The sequence below is a fragment of the Providencia sp. PROV141 genome (assembly GCF_028481645.1).
Taxonomy (GTDB): Bacteria; Pseudomonadota; Gammaproteobacteria; order Enterobacterales; family Enterobacteriaceae; genus Providencia; species Providencia rettgeri.
This window is the reverse complement of the sequence record NZ_JAMPPR010000007.1, coordinates 119,986-138,031: the sequence shown is the minus strand read 5'-3', so window position 1 is coordinate 138,031 and position 18,046 is coordinate 119,986. Positions and strand designations below refer to the sequence as shown.

Annotated in this window: 15 protein-coding genes; 13 read left to right on the top strand and 2 right to left on the bottom strand. The window is 42.3% G+C overall.

What is annotated here, in order from left to right; genetic code table 11:
• Positions 1-49: 49 nt before the first annotated feature.
• On the bottom strand, positions 50-1,552 hold the full coding sequence (gene gppA / locus PSF09_RS06300) for a guanosine-5'-triphosphate,3'-diphosphate diphosphatase (protein ID WP_272664591.1): 1,503 nt from the start codon (positions 1,550-1,552) through the stop codon (positions 50-52).
• 11 nt (positions 1,553-1,563) lie between these two features.
• Entirely contained in the window at positions 1,564-2,850 is a 1,287-nt protein-coding gene (gene rhlB, locus PSF09_RS06295) for an ATP-dependent RNA helicase RhlB (protein WP_210839257.1), read from the bottom strand.
• A gap of 117 nt (positions 2,851-2,967) precedes the next feature.
• On the opposite strand from rhlB, the gene trxA reads away from it, so the two are divergent.
• The 13 genes from trxA (at position 2,968) to wzyE (ending at position 18,037) form a co-directional block, all read left to right on the top strand.
• Positions 2,968-3,294 carry a thioredoxin TrxA gene (trxA, locus tag PSF09_RS06290; RefSeq protein WP_004906112.1) on the top strand — a complete coding sequence of 109 codons (327 nt, stop codon included), beginning with the start codon at positions 2,968-2,970 and terminating at the stop codon, positions 3,292-3,294.
• 720 nt (positions 3,295-4,014) lie between these two features.
• Entirely contained in the window at positions 4,015-5,274 is a 1,260-nt protein-coding gene (gene rho / locus PSF09_RS06285) for a transcription termination factor Rho (RefSeq protein WP_004906109.1), read from the top strand.
• A gap of 632 nt (positions 5,275-5,906) precedes the next feature.
• Positions 5,907-6,992 (top strand): UDP-N-acetylglucosamine--undecaprenyl-phosphate N-acetylglucosaminephosphotransferase, encoded by a 1,086-nt coding sequence (gene wecA, locus PSF09_RS06280; protein WP_272664590.1) that lies wholly within the window; start codon positions 5,907-5,909, stop codon positions 6,990-6,992.
• 29 nt (positions 6,993-7,021) lie between these two features.
• On the top strand, positions 7,022-8,080 hold the full coding sequence (gene wzzE / locus PSF09_RS06275; protein ID WP_272664589.1) for an ECA polysaccharide chain length modulation protein: 1,059 nt from the start codon (positions 7,022-7,024) through the stop codon (positions 8,078-8,080).
• 97 nt (positions 8,081-8,177) lie between these two features.
• Positions 8,178-9,308, top strand: a complete 1,131-nt coding sequence (gene wecB, locus PSF09_RS06270; protein ID WP_004907290.1) for a non-hydrolyzing UDP-N-acetylglucosamine 2-epimerase — start codon at positions 8,178-8,180, stop codon at positions 9,306-9,308.
• Positions 9,305-10,567 (top strand): UDP-N-acetyl-D-mannosamine dehydrogenase, encoded by a 1,263-nt coding sequence (gene wecC, locus PSF09_RS06265; protein ID WP_210836700.1) that lies wholly within the window; start codon positions 9,305-9,307, stop codon positions 10,565-10,567. Before wecB ends, wecC begins: the two co-directional genes overlap by 4 nt.
• Complete coding sequence (gene rffG / locus PSF09_RS06260) at positions 10,558-11,631, top strand: dTDP-glucose 4,6-dehydratase (protein ID WP_272664587.1); 1,074 nt, start codon at positions 10,558-10,560, stop codon at positions 11,629-11,631. Before wecC ends, rffG begins: the two co-directional genes overlap by 10 nt.
• An 8-nt stretch (positions 11,632-11,639) precedes the next feature.
• The gene (gene rfbA / locus PSF09_RS06255; RefSeq protein WP_210836698.1) at positions 11,640-12,521 is read left to right on the top strand and encodes a glucose-1-phosphate thymidylyltransferase RfbA; all 882 of its coding nucleotides are present in this window, start codon (positions 11,640-11,642) and stop codon (positions 12,519-12,521) included.
• On the top strand, positions 12,499-13,239 hold the full coding sequence (gene rffC, locus PSF09_RS06250) for a dTDP-4-amino-4,6-dideoxy-D-galactose acyltransferase (RefSeq protein ID WP_272664586.1): 741 nt from the start codon (positions 12,499-12,501) through the stop codon (positions 13,237-13,239). Before rfbA ends, rffC begins: the two co-directional genes overlap by 23 nt.
• Positions 13,226-14,356 (top strand): dTDP-4-amino-4,6-dideoxygalactose transaminase, encoded by a 1,131-nt coding sequence (rffA, locus tag PSF09_RS06245; protein WP_004907307.1) that lies wholly within the window; start codon positions 13,226-13,228, stop codon positions 14,354-14,356. Before rffC ends, rffA begins: the two co-directional genes overlap by 14 nt.
• Positions 14,356-15,606 carry a lipid III flippase WzxE gene (gene wzxE / locus PSF09_RS06240; RefSeq protein ID WP_272664585.1) on the top strand — a complete coding sequence of 417 codons (1,251 nt, stop codon included), beginning with the start codon at positions 14,356-14,358 and terminating at the stop codon, positions 15,604-15,606. Before rffA ends, wzxE begins: the two co-directional genes overlap by 1 nt.
• Entirely contained in the window at positions 15,603-16,685 is a 1,083-nt protein-coding gene (locus PSF09_RS06235; RefSeq protein ID WP_272683630.1) for a TDP-N-acetylfucosamine:lipid II N-acetylfucosaminyltransferase, read from the top strand. The genes wzxE and PSF09_RS06235 overlap by 4 nt, the downstream gene beginning before the upstream one ends.
• On the top strand, positions 16,682-18,037 hold the full coding sequence (wzyE, locus tag PSF09_RS06230; protein WP_210836693.1) for an ECA oligosaccharide polymerase: 1,356 nt from the start codon (positions 16,682-16,684) through the stop codon (positions 18,035-18,037). Before PSF09_RS06235 ends, wzyE begins: the two co-directional genes overlap by 4 nt.
• Positions 18,038-18,046: the final 9 nt, after the last annotated feature.

Here is an 18,046-nt window from a genome sequence, read left to right as displayed (position 1 = left end):
CAACTAATTGAATTTCCACACTAGAGTAGATCTAGTGTGGAAAATATCATCAATTTGAACTATTACGTTCTTCCAGCTCTAAAATCCAATTTACATAGCCCTGCCATTGAACTTCTTGCTGTAAATTTTCCGCTCGTAGAGGGTGATCGGATAACCAACGATAAGGCAGCATGATGGTTAACCTTTGTGCATTCACATTAAGCCTTAGTGCAGGCAAGGTGTCATCACGTCTACGGCTTGCAAAAATAATGGCGAGGCGAAGTAAACGACATAAATTATATGCATGCTGCATAGGGAGCGCATTTTGTTGACTTAATGGTGTTAAATCAACAGGGCCTTGCTGGTTTATCAATAATGCAGCAAGTAACCGCTTTTGAGCTGGGGTGAAGCCAGGTAAATCAAGGTGTGTTATGAGGTAGCTAGCGTGCTCGGGGCCCTTACGGAAGTCAACACTCAAGCCAATTTCATGTAAGGCGCATGCACTGGATAGTAAATCGCGACAACGTGTATCTAATCCCCAATCTTTCGCGACTTGTAAATAAAAATATTCTGCAAGTTGACGAACTCGGCCTGCTTGTTCGATATCGACTTGGAAGCGTCGCTGAATATTGCGAACGGTACGTGCACGAATATCCTGCTCAATAGGCAGCTGTAGCATGCCGTAGACAAGCCCTTCACGAAGTGCTCCGCCAGCGAGTGTCATGTTATCAATTTCTAATGCTTCAAAGATAGCGATCAAAATAGATAATCCGCTTGGAAAAACAAGAGCACGCTCGAAGGTTAGGCCGTCAATTTCAAGCTCTTCAAGTTTTTGGCATTGAATGGCTTTGCGCTTAAGCTGTTGTAATTTAGAAAGAGTGATCAGTTCATCCATGCCTTGGGCAATCATGATTTCCTGAATCGCTTGTACGGTACCGGATGCACCAACACAAATCTTCCACCCATGTGTCTTGAGTGTATCTGCAATAGGGGCGATGACATTATGGGCAGCGGCTTGAGCCGCTGAGAAGTTTTCTTCTGTTAAACTTCTATCACCAAAGTAGCGTTCAAGCCAAGTTACACAACCCATTTCAAGACTATAGAGCTGCTCCGCCTTAGCACCTGTACCTGTAACTAGCTCAGTGCTTCCTCCACCAATATCAACCACTAAGCGTTGATCTGGTCCGCCAGTTGTATGTGCAACACCTTGATAAATTAAGCGAGCTTCTTCTTCTCCTTGAATGACTTTTACAGGGTTTCCTAAAATTTGGCTGGCTTTTTCGATGAAAATATCGGCATTTTTAGCTAAACGCAAAGTCGCAGTTGCGACAACACGAATTTGTGTATTCGGAATATCTTGTAAGTGTTCCGAAAACAGGCGTAAACATTGCCAGCCTCGCTCCATTGCTTGCTCAGAAAGCAGGTTGTTATTGTCTAAACCTGCGGCAAGACGAACTTTGCGCTTAACCCTAGAGATTACCTGAATGCTACCAGCAGTTTCACGTACGACTAGCATATGAAAACTGTTTGAGCCTAAATCGATGGCGGCATAAAGAGAAGAAGATTTCAGCATATCGTTTTTACTCAGCCTGGACGTTTATGGTTGTTACGTGGGCCATTGTGGCGACGCTGCGAATTCGAATTACGACGCGGGCCTCCAGGACGTGGGCGATGACGGCGTTTTGGCGCAGGTAAATCGCTCAGTAATGCATCACTGTTATATTTACTAACAGGGATTGAGTGTTGGATATATTCTTCAATAGCAGGCAGGTTAAGTGAATATTCTTCACACGCTAAGCTAATTGAGTTTCCGCTTTCACCTGCACGACCCGTACGGCCAATACGGTGTACGTAATCTTCGCAGTCATCAGGTAAGTCGTAGTTAAATACATGAGTTACTGATGGAATGTGTAAACCACGAGCTGCAACATCAGTTGCCACTAAAATATCTAAATGGCCTTGTGTGAATTGCTCTAATATACGCAGTCGTTTTTTCTGTGCGACATCGCCAGTTAATAAACCTACACGATGACCATCGGCAGCTAAATGTGCCCAAATATCATCACAACGGTGTTTTGTATTGGCGAAAATAATACAACGCTCTGGCCACTCTTCTTCAAGTAGCGTTTGGAGCAAGCGCATTTTTTCTTCATTAGAAGGGTAAAATAACTCTTCTTTGATACGATGACCTGTTTTTTGCAAAGGTTCGACCTCAACATATTCAGGGCTATTCATTTGTTCGAAAGCTAATTCTCTGACTCGGTAAGATAAAGTTGCAGAAAATAGCAAGTTAAGCCTTTCTGCAGCACCTGGCATACGACGGAAAATCCAGCGAATATCTTTAATAAATCCAAGGTCATACATACGGTCTGCTTCATCAAGTACCACAACTTGAATCGCACTTAGGTCGACATGGCCTTGTTTCGCGTAGTCGATTAAACGGCCTGTTGTACCAATAAGGATATCAACACCGTTTTGTAAAACCTTAAGTTGCTCATCATAGCCGTCACCACCGTATGCTAGCCCCATTTTCAGGCCAGTGTACTCAGCTAGCTCTTTAGCATCCGAATAAATTTGTACTGCGAGTTCGCGTGTCGGCGCCATGATTAGTGCACGAGGCTGGTTCGCTTTTTTACCCTCAATAGCTGGGTGAGTTAATAAATAATGAAATGTAGACGTTAAAAAAGCTAACGTTTTACCTGTACCAGTTTGCGCTTGACCCGCCACGTCTTTGCCTTCGACAGTAAAAGGCAAGGTGGACGCCTGTATAGGCGTGCAAAAATTGAAGCCTTTTTTATTCAGTGCTTCAATGACTTTAGGGTGCAATGCGAAGTCGGAAAACTTCTTTTCTGTCAAGTGTGCTTTACTCATAGTATGTTAGAATATCAGTTAACGGTTGGTTTACGAAAGTGTATCTTTTGAAATAAAGCATACTGCTGCCAATAATGTTACACTAAGTCTGCAAAAGATGATCCTTTGGAGTACAACATGAGCGATAAAATTATACATATAACTGATGCAAGTTTTGCAACTGAAGTTCTGAACGCAAGTTCACCTGTTCTCGTCGATTTTTGGGCAGCATGGTGTGGTCCTTGTAAAATGATCGCGCCTATTCTTGATGAAGTTGCTGAAGAATATACAGGCAAACTGACCATCGCAAAACTGAATATTGATGAAAACCCAGCTACCGCTCCAAAATATGGAATTCGTGGTATCCCGACCTTGCTTTTATTCAAAAATGGTGAAGTCGCAGCAACGAAAGTCGGTGCATTATCAAAAACGCAACTGAAAGAATTTTTAGACGAAAATCTGTAAGTTATCGTTATATGTAAGCTAAAACGTTTAGCGGTATATCTATTTTATCTAGAGAGCCGCTAGACGTCTTCACTTAAGCATGATAAGTTATCTTCATTCCTCGTATAGCACCCATATGAATTACCTTGTATTCCATTGCTCTTATCTTACATATCTAGCTAGTTAGTTCAGTATTGTGATGATTGTTTCGTGATGATTGTTATTGATCAAAAACTGATGGCGTAATGATTTTAAATATGAAAATTGAAAGTTTAGGCATTGAGTTATAGTCGTATTCAATATCTTCGATTTCAATGTATCTCTCATATGAATTAAAGATAGTGCATAAACGAATGTAATGAAATTCAATATTTTTATATCATAGGGATATAAAAATGAAGTGGGAGAAGGTTGGCACTTAGCAGTTATGTGTTTTTTAATGCTAATCTGCCATTAAATTTGCGATATTGGGATGGATGTTGTCCTAAATGTACAAAAAACTATTGCTAATATTGCGTGTGTTTCTAATAATATGTCACTCATCATCAAGATGAGCATTAGTCAAATATTAGAGCAATCTTAGTAATGGCTAGCACAAGATTTTTTTGCATTGTTGTTTGCTTTTGGTAAAAATTAGTGATCAACAGGGCAGTATAAAGTTAAACTGGCACTTAATAAATAAGCTGCCGTCAATTTACGTTCATAGTTCGAGAATTACCCCGAGTTAAAGAACCCACCATTATGAATCTTACCGAATTAAAAAATACGCCAGTATCAGAATTGATTACGTTAGGCGAAAACATGGGGCTAGAGAACTTAGCCCGTATGAGAAAGCAGGATATTATTTTCTCTATTTTGAAGCAGCATGCGAAAAGTGGCGAAGATATTTTCGGCGATGGCGTACTGGAAATATTGCAGGATGGATTTGGTTTTCTCCGTTCAGCAGACAGTTCTTACCTCGCAGGTCCTGATGATATCTACGTTTCCCCTAGCCAAATCCGCCGTTTTAACCTACGCACAGGTGACACAATCTCAGGGAAAATTCGTCCACCTAAAGAAGGTGAACGTTACTTTGCTCTCCTGAAAGTCAATGAAGTTAACTACGACAAACCTGAAAATGCCCGCAGTAAAATTCTTTTCGAAAACCTAACCCCATTACATGCAAACCGTCGTCTGCGCATGGAACGTGGTAATGGTTCAACTGAGGATTTAACTGCACGTGTACTGGACCTTGCGGCTCCAATCGGTCGTGGCCAACGTGGTTTGATTGTTGCTCCACCGAAAGCGGGTAAAACAATGTTACTGCAAAATATTGCAGCGAATATTGCACACAATTACCCTGATTGCGTTCTGATGGTTTTGCTAATTGATGAGCGTCCAGAGGAAGTGACAGAAATGCAACGTTTGGTCAAAGGTGAAGTTATTGCTTCAACATTTGATGAGCCTGCTGCACGTCACGTTCAAGTTGCTGAAATGGTAATTGAAAAAGCAAAACGTCTAGTTGAACATAAAAAAGACGTGATCATTTTACTCGACTCTATTACGCGTCTAGCCCGTGCATATAACACCGTAGTACCTTCGTCTGGTAAAGTATTAACCGGTGGTGTGGATGCGAACGCATTACACCGTCCAAAACGTTTCTTCGGTGCTGCTCGTAATGTTGAAGAAGGTGGAAGCCTGACAATCATTGCAACGGCGCTGGTTGATACCGGTTCGAAAATGGATGAAGTTATTTACGAGGAATTTAAAGGTACAGGTAACATGGAATTGCACCTTTCTCGTAAAATTGCAGAAAAACGAGTGTTCCCTGCAATAGACTATAATCGTTCAGGTACACGTAAAGAAGAGTTACTTACATCGCAAGATGAACTGCAGAAAATGTGGATCCTTCGCAAAATCATTCACCCAATGGGCGAAATTGATGCGATGGAGTTCCTCATCAGTAAGTTAGCGATGACGAAAACCAACGAAGAGTTCTTTGACTTTATGAAAAGAGCCTAGCCGTTAAAGTTTTCAGTGTCTCATAAAATAGGTGCCATAACAGGCACCTATTTTTTTGTTTTTTTTATACGCATTGACAGTGTATAAAAATTAAAACATACCATATTAAATCAGGCCTAATATTTTGCCGATTTAGTTTCAATGGATTAAGATGATGTTTTATTACTTTGTTTATAAATAACATTAAATAAATAGGCGAAGTTTTTATTAAAAATTAATAATGCACTATAAAAACATCAATCAAATGAAGCTAACGCATTGAATAAAATGAAAAATATTATGTTTGTATTTGTTTTGTGACTAGTGTTAAATTTATTTTCATCACTTTATTATTTAATCATTGAGTGCCTATTTAAGCATCAGTCGATTAACTCGATTTTAGTGAATTGTTTTTATGGCATGCATATTGCAGCTATTCAGTATAAAATTGCGGGATGTGTCATTATTAAATCAAACACACCAATAAGGCGTAGAACTAATAATGTTGCAGGAATCTCTTTATGAATAAAGATTCGTCTTATAGCAGATTTCAGTACCAAGATGATAATGCATTGGCACTTGCTTGTTTATCGGCATTTGCCAAAAAAAATTTAGTTTTGAAAGTTAAATATAAAGATTAAGAGAGTCGAACAGTGGACACCATACACTTTGTAACTAATCTCTTCTACGTTTTCTTGTTTTCATTAGTTTTTATTTTTCTGGCTCGAGTTGTTGCAATAAAAATCGGGTTGGTTGATAAACCTAATTTCAGAAAGAAACACGTAGGATTAGTTCCCCTTGTTGGGGGAATTTCCGTTTTCTTTGGGATCTGTTTTGCATTTTATATTACAGGTGAATACATTCCTCATAAGTGGCTATACATCGCTTGTGCGGGATTATTAGTCTTTATTGGTGCATTAGATGATAGATTTGATATCAGTGTGAAGTTAAGAGCGGGTATTCAAGCGATCGTTGCAGTTGTTATGATGACAGCGGCAGGATTGAAACTTGAGTCACTCGGTCATGCCTTTGGACCATGGGAACTCGTACTTGGCCCATTCGGTTATATCGTTACCTTATTTGCGGTATGGGCAGCAATCAATGCTTTTAACATGGTTGATGGCATTGACGGGCTACTCGGTGGTTTATCTTCTGTTTCTTTTGGTGCTCTTGGCTTTTTGCTATATCAAAACGGTAACTATGCGTTAGCATTTTGGTGTTTTGCCTTTATTGCAGCTATCCTTCCTTATATTCTTTTAAATTTAGGTGTGTTAGGTCGTCGTTTTAAAGTTTTCATGGGGGATGCAGGAAGTACACTGATTGGTTTCACGATTATTTGGATCCTTGTGGCTTCGACGCAAGAAGAAGTCCATCCAATTAACCCAGTTACGGCTTTATGGATTATTGCGATCCCTCTAATGGACATGGTTGCCATTATGTATCGTCGGATTCGTAAAGGTATGAGCCCATTTTCTCCCGATCGCCAGCACATTCATCATTTAATTATGCGTTCTGGTTTTACACCAAAAGGGGCATTCGTACTGATTACATTATCAGCAGCCGCTTTAGCATGTGTTGGTATTATTGGTGAACGCTTAACATTTGTACCGGAATGGGTAATGTTGGCATTATTTTTGCTTGTATTTATGATGTATGGTTACTGCATCAAACGAGCTTGGAAAGTCGCCCGTTTTATTAAGCGAGTGAGACGTAGAGCACGTAGAGGAGCAGTACGGTAACGACAAAACGAAAATAGAGGTTCTGTGCAGTGAATAACTCAGAAACACAACCGAGTCAGTATCAATCGCCAATAGAGCCGGAATTGGATATCCGTGGTTTATGTCGCTCATTGTGGCAAGGTAAAATTTGGATCGTTGCATTTGCCGTTATTTTTGCTGCAATTGCCTTGGGAGCGTCCTATTTTATGCAGCCTAAGTGGAGTGCGACAGCAATTACGGATTTACCAACCGTCAATAATCTGGGAAGTTACTATTCTCAGCAGCAATTCCTGCGCAACCTCGATTCCCGTATTAATAATACGGGGCAAGAAGGGCAATTACCGACAATTGCAAAAGAAGCTTATCAAGAATTCACAAAGCAGCTTGGCTCTTATGATACACGTCGCCAGTTTTGGCTAACTACGGATTACTATAAGCAGCGCTTAGAGAATGACCCTAAAGCAGATGCCGCATTATTGGATGAGCTCATTAACGATATTGAGTTTACGCCAGCAGACGAAGTCAAAAATTTAACCGACAGCATTAAATTAGTGGCGGAAACATCCGCAGATGCGAATCAGCTATTACGTCAATACACTCAGTTTGCTAACCAACGTGCCACAACTAATCTTAACGATGAAATTAAAGGTACTTGGGCAACGAAGATGCAATCCATGAAAGCATTGGTTAAACGTGAAGACATGGTGGCAAAGGCCGCTTACGAACGACGTTTGAATGCGCTGGAGCAAGCACTAAAAGTTGCTGAAAAACAAGGTATTGTACGGAATCAAAGCGCAACACCTGTGGATGAAATTCCAGATTCTAAAATGTTTATGTTAGGTGCTCCTTTATTACAAGCACAGATTGAAACATTGAAAGCAACCGGGCCCGATCACGACAGTGATTACGACCAAAATATTGCCATGTTATCAACATTGAGCGTAGGGCCTACCCTCCAAGATAATTTTCAAGCATATCGCTATTTACGAACTCCAGAAGAGCCCGTTAAACGCGATAGTCCTCGTCGAGCCTTTATGATGGTTCTGTGGGGAGCCATAGGGATGTTAGTAGGTGCCGGAGTGGTACTTGCTCGCCGCCGCCCATCTTGATTTTGGGATAAGCCACTGGTGAATTCATCAGTGGCATATAAAGTTATTAAGATTACAAAAGCAGCTCACTGCGAAAGATAAATATAAGAGAGTCACTGTGAAAGTATTGACTGTATTCGGCACACGACCTGAAGCCATTAAAATGGCACCACTGGTTCATGCATTGGCTGGGGATGCGGACTTTGAAGCCAAAGTTTGTGTTACAGCGCAGCATCGTGAAATGCTAGATCAAGTACTGAAACTGTTTGAGATCACGCCAGATTACGATCTCAATATTATGAAACCAGGGCAAGATTTAACGGATATCACTTGTCGTATTCTAGAAGGGTTGAAAAGCGTTTTTGCTGATTTTCAACCGGATGTTGTTCTCGTTCATGGTGATACAGCAACAACGATGGCAACTAGCCTTGCGGCATTTTACCATCGTATACCCGTAGGGCACGTTGAAGCAGGGTTACGTACCGGAGACCTGTATTCTCCATGGCCTGAGGAAGCAAATCGTAAAATTGCTGGGCATTTAGCGATGTACCATTTTGCCCCAACCGAAAATTCACGCCAAAATTTGTTAAAAGAATCAATCCCTGACAGCCATATCTTTGTCACCGGTAATAGTGTGATTGATGCGTTATTGTGGGTACGTGATAAAGTCATGAGTGACCAGTATATGATGGAAAAACTGGCCGCAAATTATCCGTTTATCGACCCAAATAAAAAAATGATTTTAGTCACAGGCCACCGTCGTGAAAGTTTCGGTGGTGGCTTTGAACGTATTTGCCACGCTTTGGCAGAAATTGCGCAAGCGCATCCAGATGTGCAAGTTGTCTACCCAGTCCACTTAAATCCAAATGTGAGTGAGCCTGTTAAGCGTATATTGCATGATATTGATAATATTATTTTAATTAGCCCTCAAGACTACCTACCGTTTGTTTATTTGATGAACCATGCTTATTTGATTCTAACAGACTCAGGTGGTATTCAAGAGGAAGCGCCTTCTCTCGGTAAACCTGTTTTGGTGATGAGAGATACCACAGAACGACCTGAAGCTGTTGATGCAGGTACTGTTCGTCTTGTGGGAACAGATACACAGAAAATTGTGAAAGAAGTTAATCGGTTACTGACAGATGACGCGGAATATCACGAAATGAGCCGCGCACATAACCCTTATGGGGATGGTCATGCTTGTCAGCGTATTCTTGCAGCATTGAAAAGTAATCAGGTGAAATTATGAGTTTTGAAACTATTTCTGTTATTGGCCTTGGTTATATCGGTTTACCAACAGCAGCCGCCTTCGCATCACGTAAAAAACAAGTGGTTGGTGTCGATGTGAACCAACATGCCGTTGATACTATTAACCAGGGAAAAATCCACATTGTGGAGCCAGAACTGGATATCGTAGTCAAAAAGGCAGTTGAAGAAGGCCACCTGAAAGCCTTTACTAAGCCGCAACCTGCAGATGCTTATCTGATTGCTGTGCCTACGCCATTTAAAGGCGAGCATGAGCCTGATCTCGCCTATGTGCGTTCAGCCGCAGAGTCTATTGCTCCTGTATTGAAGAAAGGCGATCTAGTCATTCTTGAGTCGACATCGCCAGTAGGTACAACAGAGCAAATGGCCGAGTGGATGGCCGCAGCTCGTCCTGATTTAACCTTCCCTCATCAAGCTGGGGAAGATGCAGATATCGATGTGGCATACTGCCCTGAGCGTGTGTTACCGGGCCAAGTGATGGTCGAATTAATTAAAAATGACCGTGTTGTTGGTGGTATGACGCCAAAATCCTCTCTGCGCGCAAGTGAGTTATACAATATTTTCCTTGAAGGTGAGTGTGTAATTACTAACTCAAGAACTGCGGAAATGTGTAAGTTAACGGAAAATAGCTTCCGTGATGTGAATATTGCTTTTGCGAATGAATTATCATTAATTTGTGCTGAACAAGACATCAATGTGTGGGAATTAATCAGCCTCGCGAACCGCCATCCTCGCGTTAATATTTTGCAACCAGGTCCGGGTGTTGGTGGGCACTGCATCGCGGTTGACCCATGGTTTATCGTCGCACAAAATCCAAAACAATCACGCCTTATTCATACCGCGCGTTTAGTCAATGATGGCAAGCCAATTTGGGTCGTTGATCAAGTGAAAGCGGCTGTAGCCGATTGCTTAGTGGAAACGGGTAAAAAAGCCAGTGAAGTGACAATCGCCTGTTTTGGCCTGTCATTTAAACCCAATATTGATGATTTACGTGAAAGCCCAGCGATGCACATCACCAAAATGGTGGCGAACTGGAACCCAGGTAAAACGTATGCAGTTGAGCCACACATTCACGAATTACCGACCTCTCTAAAAGGTATTTCTGAGCTAGTTTCGATTGAAAAAGCCGTTAATGAAGCTGATGTGATCTTAATGTTAGTTGACCACAATATGTTCAAAGGCATCCAAGGTTCTGCAATCCCACAAAAATGGGTTGTGGATACAAAAGGAGTATGGCGTTGAAACGTATTTTAATCACTGGAGGCGCCGGGTTTATCGGCTCTGCTGTTGTTCGTCATATTATTGAAAATACTGACGACAGCGCAGTGGTTCTGGATTGCTTAACCTATGCCGGTAACTTAGAGTCCCTCGCAACGGTTGCGAGTAACCCGCGCTATGCTTTTGAGCAGGTGAATATTTGTGATAGAGCTGCATTAGATGCCGTTTTTGAAAAATATCAACCCGATGCCGTGATGCATTTAGCAGCAGAAAGCCATGTTGACCGCTCTATCGATGGCCCAGCGGCATTTATCGAAACTAACATTGTGGGCACTTACACACTGTTAGAGGCGGCGCGCCATTACTGGTCTGCATTGAATGATGAGAAAAAAGCAGCCTTCCGTTTTCACCATATCTCAACAGATGAAGTATATGGTGACTTAGAAGGACCTGATGGTTTCTTCACAGAAACAACGCCTTATGCACCAAGTAGCCCATATTCAGCATCGAAAGCATCGAGTGATCATTTAGTTCGTGCTTGGCAAAGAACTTATGGCCTGCCAACTATGATCACTAATTGTTCAAATAACTACGGGCCGTATCATTTTCCAGAGAAATTGATCCCATTAATTATTTTGAACGCCTTAGCGGGTAAGCCTCTGCCTGTTTATGGTAAAGGTGAGCAAATTCGTGACTGGTTGTTTGTTGAAGACCATGCACGAGCACTACATTTAGTTGCTACAACCGCGCAACCTGGCACCACCTATAATATCGGTGGCCATAATGAGCGCCGTAATATTGACGTTGTAGAAACGATTTGTGAACTGCTTGAAGAACTGCATCCGCAGAAGCCTCAAGGTGTGGTGCACTACCGTGACTTAATTACGTATGTGAAAGACCGACCGGGCCACGATATGCGTTATGCGATTGATGCTGCGAAAATTGAGCGCGAATTGGGGTGGACACCACAAGAAACCTTCGAATCAGGTATTCGCAAAACGGTGCAGTGGTATTTGAACAATGAAACGTGGTGGCGTCGCGTACAAGATGGTTCCTATGCGGGCGAACGTTTAGGTCTAGGAAATTAGGTGACAGTATGAAAGGTATTATATTAGCTGGAGGGTCGGGGACGCGTTTGCACCCTATTACTCGTGGTATTTCTAAACAGTTATTGCCTATCTACGATAAGCCGATGATTTACTACCCGCTTTCAGTTTTGATGTTAGCGGGAGTTCGTGAGATTTTAATTATCTCTACCCCTGACGACTTGCCGATGTTTAAGCGTTTATTAGGGGATGGCCATGAGTTTGGGATTGAGCTGAGCTATGCGGAGCAGCCATCACCAGACGGCCTTGCGCAAGCGTTTATCATTGGTGAAGAGTTCATTAATGGTGATTCGTGCTGTTTAGTATTGGGCGATAATATCTTTTTCGGCCATTCATTTAGCCCAAAATTGAAATCTGTCGCTGAACGCACAAAAGGCGCAACCGTTTTTGGTTACCAAGTGATGGACCCTGAGCGTTTTGGTGTTGTGGAGTTTGACGATAATTTTAAAGCACTGTCTATTGAAGAAAAACCGCTTAAACCTAAATCGAATTGGGCGGTGACAGGGTTGTATTTCTATGATTCGCAAGTGGTTGAATTTGCAAAACAAGTTAAACCTTCTGAACGTGGTGAATTAGAAATTACGTCAATTAACCAAATGTATTTAGAACGTGGTGAATTAAACGTTGAATTGCTCGGTCGTGGCTTTGCTTGGTTGGATACAGGCACTCACGATAGCCTCATTGAGGCGGGTACTTTTGTACAAACCGTTGAAAAACGCCAAGGCTTCAAAGTTGCTTGTTTAGAAGAAATCGCATGGCGTAACGGCTGGTTGACAGACGAACAAGTCGCTTTTTCAGCGCAACAGCTGAAAAAAACAGGTTATGGGCAATATTTAGAGGATTTATTACGTGTCCGTCCGCGCCAGTATTGAGAGCTTGCCATGGGAGAGCGAATTTTTTCATCGCTCAACAGCAAAGTTGAATTTTACAGGGGATAACCTCGAAACTCTCCTTGCTTATCAAATGGATGAATACGATATCGTGCAAGCAAAAGTCGCAGCGTCTGAAACGCAGCTGATTGATGATTTAGCTGGTATGGGGTTTTCATTTGTTGAAGGTGAAATCGATTTCGCTCTTACTATTGGCACAGAAAATGCTTATTTAAAGGCTGGTTTAACAGCGGAAGACCACGTTATTGTTGCACAAGTGGACGATATCCCTATGTTGCGGCAAGCCGCTGAGTCTGTCTTTAGCAAAAGCCGCTTTAGAGCACCTTGGTACCGTGATGGTGATAGCGGGCAGTTTTATGCGTTGTGGATAGAAAAATCAGTTCTGGGTACGTTTGACCACACTTGTTTACTGGTTAAAGATGCGTCTGGTGCGGTATTGGGCTTCGTGAGTTTGCGGCACCTTGATGCAGAAACGGCACGGGTTGGCCTATTAGCGAAAATGCCAGAAGCGAAAGGGCAAGGTGTGGGGCGTAAGTTGATGTCAGCAGCATTTAATTGGTGTGTGGAACACCAAAAAAGACAGTTAAATGTGGCCACGCAAATCAGTAATGTTGCGGCATTAAATCTTTATTCACGTAGCGGTGCAGCAATTGCCAGTACCGCCTATTGGTTATACAGGGGACAACATGATTCCATTTAATAAACCACCCGTTGTAGGTACTGAATTAGAGTATATGAGACAAGCCATGGAAAGTGGCAAACTGTGTGGTGACGGTGGCTTCACGAAACGTTGTGAAGAATGGATGGAAAAACGATTTAATTGCCCAAAAGTGCAGTTAACGCCATCTTGTACGGCCTCATTAGAAATGGCAGCGATCCTGATTGATACTAAGCCAGGTGATGAAATTATCATGCCAAGCTTTACTTTTGTATCAACCTCTAACGCATTCGTATTACGTGGCGCTAAAATCGTGTTTGTTGATATCCGTCCGGATACCATGAATATCGATGAAACTAAAATTGAAGCTGCAATCACTGAGCGTACACGTGCCATCGTTCCTGTCCACTATGCAGGTGTTGCTTGCGAAATGGACACCATCATGGCTATCGCAAAAAAACACAATTTATTCGTGATTGAAGATGCGGCACAAGGTGTGATGTCGACGTATAAAGGCAAAGCGCTGGGGACTATCGGTCACATTGGCTGCTATAGCTTCCATGAAACTAAAAACTACTCTTCAGGTGGTGAAGGTGGAGCAACACTGATCAATGATAAAGACCTGATTAGCCGTGCTGAAGTGATCCGTGAAAAAGGGACAAACCGTAGCCAATTTTTCCGTGGTCAAGTCGATAAATACACATGGCGTGACATTGGTTCAAGTTACTTGCTGTCAGATCTACAAGCGGCTTACTTATGGGCACAGTTAGAAGAAGCGGACAAAATTAATGACCGCCGTTTACTGCTATGGAAACGTTATGATGAAGCGTTGCAGCCACTGGTTGATGCAGGGCGTTTAGTCCTAGCAACTGTGCCGGAAGGCTTAAAACATAATGCTCATATGTTCTATATCAAGCTCAAAGATATCGAAGAGCGTACTGAATTCAACGATTACATGAAATCTCATGGTATTTTGACGGTATTCCACTACGTTGCATTGCACACTAGCCCTGCAGGTATTGAGTTTGGCCGTTTCCATGGTGAAGATAAATACACGACATCAGAAAGTGACCGCTTAGTGCGTTTACCGATGTTCTACAACATGACTGATGACGAACAGCAGACAGTCATTGAGCGAATCAAAGCGTTCTTTGCCTAATGTCTCTCGCTAAAGCATCGGTTTGGACTGCTGGGTCTACCCTGATTAAAATCGGGGTAGGCCTGTTAATTGTTAAGTTATTTGCAGTCTCATTTGGCCCCAGCGGTGTGGGGCTGGCGGGCAACTTCCGCCAATTAATTACTGTGCTAGGGGTATTATCAGGCGCAGGGATTTTTAATGGTGTCACAAAATATGTGGCAGAACATCATCAAGATCCACAGAAGCTACGTGCAATTCTTGGGACATCGTCAACGATTATCCTTGGGTTTTCGACCTTATTAGCGATTATTTTTTTACTTTGTAGCCCGCTTATTAGTGAGGCGCTATTTGATAGTGCGAAATATAGCTCTGTTATTCAAATGGTTGCCTTGATCCAAATGGGGATCGGTTACGCTAACTATTTCTTAGCTATCTTAAAAGGTTATCGAGACGCGTCAGGTAATGCATTAGCTATTATTTTTGGTAGCATAATTGGGGTTATTGCCTATTATTTATGCTATCTAGTTGGCGGGTATGAAGGTGCACTAGCAGGGTTAGCATTAGTCCCTGCGCTAGTAGTGCTGCCTGCGGCTGGGATGATAATTAAACGCAAGCAGTTTGCATTATCGTCATTGAAACCGGCATGGGATAAGGCGATTGCGACTAATTTAGGCAAATTTACGGTCATGGCGATGCTAACCGCAGTCACACTGCCAGTCGCTTATATCATGATGCGAAACCTGCTCGCCCAAACCTATAGTTGGGATGAAGTGGGGTTATGGACCGGTGTGACCACCATTTCAGATGCCTATTTACAGTTTATTACCGCGACATTTTCAGTGTATTTATTGCCGACGTTATCGCGTTTGCAGCATAAAAATGAAATTTCCGCAGAGATTGTTAAAGCATTGAAATTCGTTTTACCTGCCGTTGCCGTAGTGAGTTTTACGGTTTGGTTACTACGTGATTTTGCGATTTGGTTGCTGTTCTCAAAAGAATTTACTGGAATGAGAGACCTGTTTGCATGGCAGCTAGTCGGTGATGTATTGAAAGTGGGAGCGTATGTATTTGGCTATTTGGTCATTGCCAAAGCTGCATTGCGTTTTTATGTCCTCACTGAAGTTAGTCAATTTATATTATTAACGGGCTTTGCGCATTGGCTTATCCCTGAACATGGTGCAGTAGGCGCAACTCAGGCTTATATGGCCACTTATATTGTCTATTTTACTTTATGTTGTTGCGTATTTTTGATTTACCGTAGGCGAGCATGACAACCTTAATACATGTACTGGGATCGAATCTCCCACATCACAATCAGACGGTACTGACGTTTTTTAATGACGTCATTTGCCAAGAAATGGCTCCGTCATCAAAGCTGCATTTTATGGTGGTAAGCGATGATGCGCAGCTTGCTGACGCTTATCCTCAGCTAAAAATAGATGTTTTTGCGAATAAACAGGCCATTGCTAATAGTGTTATACAGCGTGCTAAGGCAGACCGCCGTACTCGATTTTTCTTTCATGGGCAATTTAACGCCCCTATTTGGCTAGCGCTATTATTTGGGCAAATTAAATCCCACCAGTTTTGGTGGCATATATGGGGAGCTGACCTTTATGAAGAGTCTAGCTCTCTAAAATTTAAGTTATTCTATATTTTGCGTCGTCTAGCACAGAAAAAAGTAGGGCATGTGTGCGCAACACGTGGGGATTTGTGCTATTTCCACCAGTCGAACCCTAAAGTGCCTGCGACAGTGTTGTATTTCCCAACACGAATGGACCCTGCATTGACAATAAGCGAGCCTAAGGCGCGTGAAGGCTCTCAGTTGACTATTTTGTTGGGTAACTCAGGTGATCGTTCTAATCGTCATGTAGAGGCTCTGAGTGCGATTAAACAGCAATTTGGTGATGAGGTTAAGGTTATTGTCCCAATGGGCTATCCTGCCAATAACCAAAGCTATATCCAACAAGTCGAACAGGCTGCGAGTAGTGAGTTTACCTCAGGGCAAGTGGAAATCCTGAAAGAGCGCATGGAATTTAGCGAGTACCTTAATTTGCTCAAAACCTGTGACCTTGGCTATTTTATTTTTAATCGCCAGCAAGGTGTTGGCACCGTTTGTTTGCTAATCCAGTTTGGCATTCCATTTGTCATTAGCCGTCAAAATACATTTTGGCAGGATTTAACTGCTCAAAATGTCCCAGTCTTTTTCTATGGTGACAACCTGACGATACCGCTAGTGGATGAAGCTCAGCGACAAATGAGCCTATTAGATAAACACCAGATTGAATTTTTTGCTCCCAACTTTACTGAGGGCTGGAAAGCCGTTCTCAGTGCCGTGGAGGAGCGAGCATGACGCTGACGGAATTGGGCGGCTTAGCACTGGTCTATCTGATATCAATTATTTTTATTGGTACTTTGTTATACAAAGAGTTTTTACGTGCTCGGTTTAACTTCAATATTTTCTTTTCAATGCTGTATTTATTGACGTTTTACTTTGGTTTTCCATTAACTTGCGCTTTAGTTTTTCAATTTGATGTTGCCGTTGTGAAGGCGGATTACTTACTTTATGCCCAACTCGCGGCTACCAGTTTTTATGCAATTTATTATGTTGCTTATAAAACACGGCTTTCTAGGCAACCAGACGCACCGCGGCGAGCGTTGTTTAGCATGAACAAAGTGGAAACGAATCTAACCTGTCTGTTATTGATACTGATTGCTGTCGTGACAGTCGGTATCTTCTTCATGCAGAACGGTTTTTTGCTGTTTAAGTTAAAATCTTATAGCCAAATTTTCTCCAGCCAAGTTTCTGGTGTGGCATTAAAACGCTTTTTCTATTTCTTCATACCGGCAATGTTGATTGTTTATTTCTTGCGACCGACACAGAAACGCTGGGTTTTCTTCCTCGTTAGTACCGTCGCATTTGGTTTCTTGACCTATGTTATTGTCGGAGGAACAAGAGCGAACATCATCATTGCTTTCGCACTCTTCTTATTTATTGGGATTGTCAGAGGTTGGATTACGCTGTGGATGCTAGCTGCCGCTGGGGTCGCCAGTATTGTAGGGATGTTCTGGTTAGCCTTAAAACGCTATGGGTTAGATGTCAGCGGTGCCGAAGCATATTACACTTTCTTGTATTTAACGCGGGACACATTTTCCCCGTGGGAAAACTTAGCATTACTACTAAGCCATTATGATGAGATGGATTTTCAAGGCCTAGCTCCGATTATCCGTGACTTTTATGTTTTCATTCCTTCTTGGGTTTGGCCTGAGCGCCCAGATACGGTATTGAACTCTGCCAATTATTTTACGTGGGAAGTGCTGAACAACCATTCTGGGCTGGCAATTTCTCCAACACTGATTGGTTCATTGGTGGTGATGGGCGGGGTGATTTTTATACCACTTGGAGCCATAGTTGTGGGGCTTATCATCAAATGGTTTGATTGGATCTATGGCATGAGCCTGAAAGAACCAAATCGCTATAAGGCAGCCATTATGCAGGCATTTTGTTTTGGCGCCATTTTCAACATTATTGTTTTGGCTCGTGAAGGCGTGGATTCTTTCGTCTCACGGGTGGTTTTCTTCTGCTTAATATTCGGACTGTGTCTGGTGTTAGCAAAATTACTGTATTGGTTATTTGAAAGTGCAGGGCTTATTCGCACAAAAACAGTTTCTTTTTTAAGAAGCCAACAGCGTGAAAGCCGCTAAAGGAGTATC

What these genes read in the sequence shown, in the direction of transcription:
- gppA (WP_272664591.1), bottom strand. Translation starts at nt 1,552, where the DNA reads ATGCTGAAATCTTCTTCTCTTTATGCCGCCATCGATTTAGGCTCAAAC.
- rhlB (WP_210839257.1), bottom strand. Translation starts at nt 2,850, where the DNA reads ATGAGTAAAGCACACTTGACAGAAAAGAAGTTTTCCGACTTCGCATTG.
- trxA (WP_004906112.1), top strand. Translation starts at nt 2,968, where the DNA reads ATGAGCGATAAAATTATACATATAACTGATGCAAGTTTTGCAACTGAA.
- rho (WP_004906109.1), top strand. Translation starts at nt 4,015, where the DNA reads ATGAATCTTACCGAATTAAAAAATACGCCAGTATCAGAATTGATTACG.
- wecC (WP_210836700.1), top strand. Translation starts at nt 9,305, where the DNA reads ATGAGTTTTGAAACTATTTCTGTTATTGGCCTTGGTTATATCGGTTTA.
- rffG (WP_272664587.1), top strand. Translation starts at nt 10,558, where the DNA reads ATGGCGTTGAAACGTATTTTAATCACTGGAGGCGCCGGGTTTATCGGC.
- rfbA (WP_210836698.1), top strand. Translation starts at nt 11,640, where the DNA reads ATGAAAGGTATTATATTAGCTGGAGGGTCGGGGACGCGTTTGCACCCT.
- rffA (WP_004907307.1), top strand. Translation starts at nt 13,226, where the DNA reads ATGATTCCATTTAATAAACCACCCGTTGTAGGTACTGAATTAGAGTAT.
- wzxE (WP_272664585.1), top strand. Translation starts at nt 14,356, where the DNA reads ATGTCTCTCGCTAAAGCATCGGTTTGGACTGCTGGGTCTACCCTGATT.
- PSF09_RS06235 (WP_272683630.1), top strand. Translation starts at nt 15,603, where the DNA reads ATGACAACCTTAATACATGTACTGGGATCGAATCTCCCACATCACAAT.
- wzyE (WP_210836693.1), top strand. Translation starts at nt 16,682, where the DNA reads ATGACGCTGACGGAATTGGGCGGCTTAGCACTGGTCTATCTGATATCA.